The organism is Acidomonas methanolica (genome assembly GCF_004346035.1).
GTDB classification, from domain to species: Bacteria; Pseudomonadota; Alphaproteobacteria; order Acetobacterales; family Acetobacteraceae; genus Acidomonas; species Acidomonas methanolica.
Window position 1 is genome coordinate 1 of sequence record NZ_SLZN01000062.1, and the last position, 6136, is coordinate 6136.

At 56.1% G+C, this 6136-nt stretch carries 3 protein-coding genes; 1 reads left to right on the forward strand and 2 read right to left on the reverse strand.

Annotated features, from left to right (window positions below; translation table 11 throughout):
• Positions 1-244 precede the first annotated feature (244 nt).
• Together EDC31_RS16990 and EDC31_RS16995 are read right to left on the reverse strand one after the other, a co-directional pair.
• Positions 245-2122 (reverse strand): CocE/NonD family hydrolase, encoded by a 1878-nt coding sequence (locus EDC31_RS16990; protein ID WP_042061653.1) that lies wholly within the window; start codon positions 2120-2122, stop codon positions 245-247.
• A 261-nt stretch (positions 2123-2383) separates the two neighbouring features.
• Positions 2384-3334: a LysR family transcriptional regulator gene (locus EDC31_RS16995; RefSeq protein ID WP_081797884.1), complete on the reverse strand. Its 951-nt coding sequence runs from the start codon at positions 3332-3334 to the stop codon at positions 2384-2386.
• 100 nt (positions 3335-3434) lie between these two features.
• Here EDC31_RS16995 and EDC31_RS17000 point away from each other — a divergent pair, with 100 nt between their 5' ends.
• On the forward strand, positions 3435-5798 hold the full coding sequence (locus EDC31_RS17000; protein ID WP_132127202.1) for a TonB-dependent receptor: 2364 nt from the start codon (positions 3435-3437) through the stop codon (positions 5796-5798).
• Positions 5799-6136 lie beyond the last annotated feature (338 nt).

A 6136-nucleotide genomic window follows, 5' to 3' on the forward strand; every position in this document is an offset into this window, starting at 1 on the left:
CATCACGAAGACCACTGTGAACCCATGCATCAGAGGGGTCAGTTTTCGGCGCCGATTACCCCTCCACCAGGGTCAATTTTCCACGCCGGTTCACACCTGCCCGGCGCGTCACAGGCCCTTCCCGTTCGGGCCGGTCGATCGGCGGCGTCAATCGCTTTTTCACATGCCCAGGCCCGGCGCAGCGCTTTCCAAGCCGCCGGACACGCCGCCGCATGAAAGCGGAATATTCCGTAATCGAACCTGATCAGTCTCCAGGCGGATGATCCATGCCCTCGCCGGCTACGGCGGCCGGAAGCATGGGGAGGACCAGCGCCGAGGGATGCGTCGCGTCGTGCCAGATAATCTGGTGAGCGACGATGCTTTTCCGGGCTGTGCCGAACGGCTCGCTCGTATTGGGGTTCGGGGCGAATTGCGGATAATCGCTGGACGAGATTTCCAGCCGAATACGATGTCCCTTGAGAAAGAGATTGGAGGTCGGCCAGACCTTGATGTGATATTCGTAAATCTTCCCCGGCACGATCGGCGTGGGATGACTCAATGAGTCCCGATAGCTTGCGCGGATAATGCCGTTATTGAGATTGATGGCCGTTCCATCCGGCGCAACATCCACCAGCTTGGCTGTGAAATCGGTGTCCTTCGCATCCGTCGTGGCGAAGAGCGTCACGCTGATCGGCCCGGTGACATTGACCGGCGCATCGAGCGGCGCACTCGTATAGACGAGAATATCGCCGCGCTGCTCGATCGCCGACTGGTCGAACTGCCCCTGCGGACCCGCAAGCCATGCACAGCAGGAATGACCGCCCACGCTGGGCACGGGGTTGACCGGATCATAGGAGAACCGATCATTCACTGCGGCGCCGGTCGGCTTGGGCGTCAATATGCCATCGCCCATGGAGGAATTGGCCCGCCCCTGACTGCCGAGATACCAGGTCACATACTGCGTTCCTTCAATCGGGAAGGATTGCGCCGTATGCCAGCGATTCTCCCCCATGGTGAAGTAATCGACCCGCGGACCATCCTGCATGCCGTTGTCCCTGCCCTTGAGGACATGATCAAGAAAACGGACCGTCAGTTCGTTGACCGGACTGTTCGCCACCGGCCCGATCGCCTTCAGACGCGGACTGACGATCGCGTCAGGCCGCCCCCAGCCGATATGCTCCCACGGGCCGATAATGAGGCGCTGGTTCGCCCGCGCCGCCAGTGTGCCGCCCTGTTGTCTCATGCCGTTGAAATTGTTGATCGCCCCTGTGAGGAATGAATCATACCAGCCGTCGAAGGCGAGAACCGGGACTTTCACCCGGTCATAATGCGTCCTGATCTGGAACGTTTCCCAATAGGTGTCGCGCGTCGGATGAGCGACCGTCTCGTAGAAATACGGCGCGACAGCGGGATCATTCGGACGCAGCGGCGGAAATTTTCCATAAGGCGTGAAGCTTAGCCAGACCGATGCATTTTTCCCTTCGGCGAAGATCTCCTTCGCAAGGGCTGCGTCGCCACGATTTGCGGCTGCCGAAGACGCGATGGTCTCCATCATCCACGGCTCGATGAAGGCCAGCCGGAAGACGCCGTCCTCATAGCTCCACCCGTCGTAATAATCGTCTCCCGTATTGGACGGGATGATGGCCTTCAGAGCCGGGGGACTGGCCGTCGCCGCCAGCCATTGCGTCGCCCCGACATAGGAGGAGCCATACATCGCGACCTGCCCGTCCGCGCCGGGGAGACGGGCGGCCCATTGGACCGTGTCATACCCGTCATCACGATCGTAGCGATATTCGTAGAACGTCCCGCCCGACTTGCCCTGCCCTCGAATATCCTGCACGACCACGATATAGCAGTGCGAAGCGAACCAGTCCGGGGTCTGATAGCGGGAAGGCTTCACTTGGGCGGCCTCCTTCGCATATTGCGTCCGCATCAGCAGAACCGGCACTTTCTCCGAGGTGCGGGGCGTATAGACATCCGCCCGCAGCACCGTGCCGTCGCGCATGGTGGCGGCCACGTTGGTCTGTCGCATCACGGAACAGGAACCGCGCCCTTCGGCGCTTGGCCAGCCGGCGGCCCGTGCCGTTTCCCGCAACACGGGAGCAGTGTCGCACAGAAGAAGAGCCAGGAAAAAAAAAAGCATGTCGCATGAAGATGATTTTCCGCAGTGCGACAGATGCCAGCAGGGCAGCCAGAAACCCGTGGGTTCTCCGCATAAGGGGTTTTCCTCATCGCTGTAATGTTTGTATATCGCAATGTTACGTTATCAAACTTTATATCGTCAAATTTTGTTTTTTTTGATCTATTATAAATCTCATGAATACTCGGTCTTGCATCATGGATTCCAGCGGTGATCCTGGCGATGATTCTCAACCTGCGCACCCGCCAGCCACCACGGAGCGGGCTATAGATGCCGATTACGAACGCCCCTTGACAACGCATTTACGTCCGTCACTTCGGCCACCGCGATGTCCCTGACAAAGTCTTGAAGCCACGCCCGCCCAGTGTCCGATTCACCGATTTGAGACACGATCAACTGGATCGAGTGTTCGCCGAAGATTTCCGGAAGGGTGGAGACGCATAACATTGTCGTGGCACTGAAAAGGAAGCCGATATAATCCGGCACGACCGCAATACTCGATGTCCGGCTCAGAAAACTAGGAAGATGCCCGAAAGATGGCACCAGCACACGAACCTGCCTGCGGATTCCGAGATTGCGCAGCATATAGTCAAACACACTGTAGCGTGTCGCTGCTTCGATCAGCACATGGGGGCGATCCGTCAATTCAGCGACGGTCACATGCGGAGGCAATTTGCCATGATCGGGATGCCATACGCACACGAACCGGAAATGTCCGATCATCGTCGATCGGCAATGGGGAAAGACAGTCTGGCTGGTGCTGAGCGCGAGATCGATCTCGCGATGCTCCAGAGCGCCGGCCATCGCCGCCGGGCCGACCTGCCGGAAGGTCATGGTCACATCCGGCGCCACCTCTTGCAGGCGGGCGGAAATGATGGGGCCAAGCGTGTAATCAAGACCTGCCTCGCTCCCGATGACGAAGGATCGGGTGGATGAGCGAGGGTCGAAGGAACCATGCTCGCTCAGTGCGGTACGCAGGATTTCCACGCCATCTTCAAGTGCCCGGGCGATCTGCTCGGCATAGGCTGTCGGCTGCATGGCATGGCGCGTGCGGACGAACAGCTCGTCCCGGCAGCATTCCCGCAGGCGCCGCAAGGCCGAACTGACGGCAGGCTGGGTAAGGGAGAGTCGTTCCGCCGCACGGGTCACGCTGCGTTCGTGCCAGAGCGCAAGGAAGACGTGTGCGAGATTGAGGTCGAATCGCTGGGTATTCATGAGATTTATAATAGATCAAAAAAAACAAAATTTGACGATATAAAGTTTGATAACGCAACATTGCGATATACAAACATTACAGCGATGAGGAAAACCCCTTATGCGGAGAACCCACGGGTTTCTGGCTGCCCTGCTGGCATCTGTCGCACTGGCGCCGATATGCGCGACCGCCCGCCAACACTCCCATCCCCCCCGGCTCGCGAAAAAAACTGCGGCAGTGAATGCCCAGCAAGCGGAATCCTTAGAAGTGCGAGGCGGATTACGGACAGCAAACGGCGTGACGAATACGACACCAGGTGGTGGATTGATGGCGCGCCAAACCGTGGCCAAGAGCGCCAGCACTCTCACGCGCGACTTCATTGCGAAGCAATCCGCAACCAGTTCTCCGCTCACGCTGATCAGCTATCTCCCCGGGGTCGTCACCGCTGGCAGCGATCCCCTCGGACAATCCTCGACCTCTATGTCGATGCGCGGCCTGCAACAATCGGAAATCGGCTTTACCTACGAAGACTTTCCCTTCGCAGATTCCATCAACTATACACCCTACACCCAAACGATCGTGGATACCGACAACATCGCATCGATCACAGTCAATCAGGGCGCGCCGGATATCAGTTCCCCTGTCTATAATGACGTTGGCGGCCTCATAAAAATCTCGTTGCGGCACGCGCGTCAAGAGTTTGGTGGAACAGCCAATTTTTCCTTCGGCTCCAAGGCGCTCCAGCGCGAGTTCATACGCATCGACTCTGGAGAAATTGGGCATAGCGGAATCAAGGCCTTCGCATCGTTCTCCTCGACGACGAACGATCAATGGCGCGGATCCGGCCAGTTCCGGAAATATCACGTTGATGCTGAAATCCGGAAGGACTGGACACAGAATACGAGCCTCGGCCTCATTTTTTCATACGATAACTGGGAACAGTCCAATTATCGAAACATGACACTTACGTCTTGGAAAGACTATGGAATCAGCCACAATTATAACAAAAGCTATTATCCTGGGAACACGAACTGGGTCGGGCTCAATCGATACGAGAGACGTTCGACCGTGATACTCTTGCCATTCAGGGCGAAGCTTTTTGACGGGCTTGATTTCAAGCTGACACCCTCCTTCGCGCAATATCACGAATATTATCTTGGCGGTACGACCCTTTCGAACACGAATTCCTATATGGGGACACAACCGGCGGGCAATCTCAATCTTCCGGGAATCTACTCTGCCACGAATGGCGGGACGGCTGCCGCAGAATCGATCAATCCTGTTCCCCAGGATGCTTTCTTCATTAACTCCGGTCTCATTTGGAAAAAAGGCAACAATATACTCCGCTTTGGGCAGACCTACCAATATATCCATCTTTTCGAGCAAATATTTTATACAGGCGTTGCGCTCGATGGCAGCGTCAGCAATGTCGAAGGAAAATATCCGATCACTCTTTCTGACGGGCAGCGTTACATGACGCTCAATCAGAACTTCACACACCAGATGAACAGTTTCTATCTGGACGACACTCTCAAACTTCTCGGCGGCCGCCTTGCGCTTAATGCTGGGCTCAAATATATCATGATCGATCGAACCATGGTCAATGACACGCCCGGCGCCATCCGGTACGCGGGCGGCTCATATTCTCAGCCGCTGCCGCAATTCTCCGCCAGTTACCAGATCAGCAAGAACGACCAGATATTCATCGACGCCACGACGGCCTATCGCGCGCCCGAGTCCGTGGAGGCTTACGGGCAACTCTGGAGCCCACACAGCAATCAACCGGCTTCCAATTTTGTCAAGATGGACGGCGAATATGCGATCGGCGAGGAGATCGGTTTCCGTCACTACGGTCTGGTGAACGTTTCTTTGTCGCTATTCAACTATAATATCACCAATAATCAGGTGCAGACCTATGTTCTCTTGGGGAATGAGGCAATTCCTGAGCCACTGCAAAATGGCGGCAAGACCTTGCGGGGTGTGGACGTCGAACTCGGCATGCGGCCATGGCATCACTTCAGCCCTTATGTGTCCGCGCAATATCTTCATGCGACGATGGACAACAATTATTCAGCCGAAAATGCTGCCGGACAGACTGTAGTGCTGCCAACAGCAGGAAAAACTGCGGTCCAGAGTCCGCATTTCGTCGCTGCTGTTGGAATTTCCTATGATAACGGTACGTATTTCGGAAATTTCTACTTTAATTACGTGAGTTCACAATATTCTACTTTCATGAATGATGAAAAAATTCCCGGCTATGAGCAGGCAAACGTTACGCTCGGATATCGCATGCATCCAATCGGCTTCCTGAAGTACCCGCAGCTTCAAATAAACGTCACAAATATAGGAAACAATAACTATCTGTCCGGCCCATCCAGCGTGACGGCAAACGCGCATACCTACGATGGAGTGACCGGACATGCGCCACTCTATACCGTCAACGGCGGCATCGCAGTGGTAGCTTCTCTTTCAACCGGGTTTTGACAATCCAAACAAGCTGACGGGATATCGAGGGACCGCGTGATATTACACTCTGCAGCCGCAGGATAACGCAGAGCGCGGAAGCCGCCCATACGTCGGAGATCCAGGACAGGATGCCCTCTTCCCGCGAGGCTTTCAGCCGTGATTGAGGAGAAGGATGCTCCGCCTGTCGGTGCGGACATCGGCGGCGCGAACTGACGGCAGGTCACAGCGATATCCTGAACGCGGTGCGCCACTGAAGTGGCCCCCTCCCGAGGACCAGTGATGGCTGATTTTAAGTTGGAAGGTCTGGCCCGGTTTTCCTTTTTTGTTCAGGCGACCATGAGGTCGGTCTGATGGTG

Coding starts and splice junctions, on each gene's coding strand:
- EDC31_RS16990 (WP_042061653.1), bottom strand. CDS start 2,122: ATGCTTTTTTTTTTCCTGGCTCTTCTTCTGTGCGACACTGCTCCCGTG.
- EDC31_RS16995 (WP_081797884.1), bottom strand. CDS start 3,334: ATGAATACCCAGCGATTCGACCTCAATCTCGCACACGTCTTCCTTGCG.
- EDC31_RS17000 (WP_132127202.1), top strand. CDS start 3,435: ATGCGGAGAACCCACGGGTTTCTGGCTGCCCTGCTGGCATCTGTCGCA.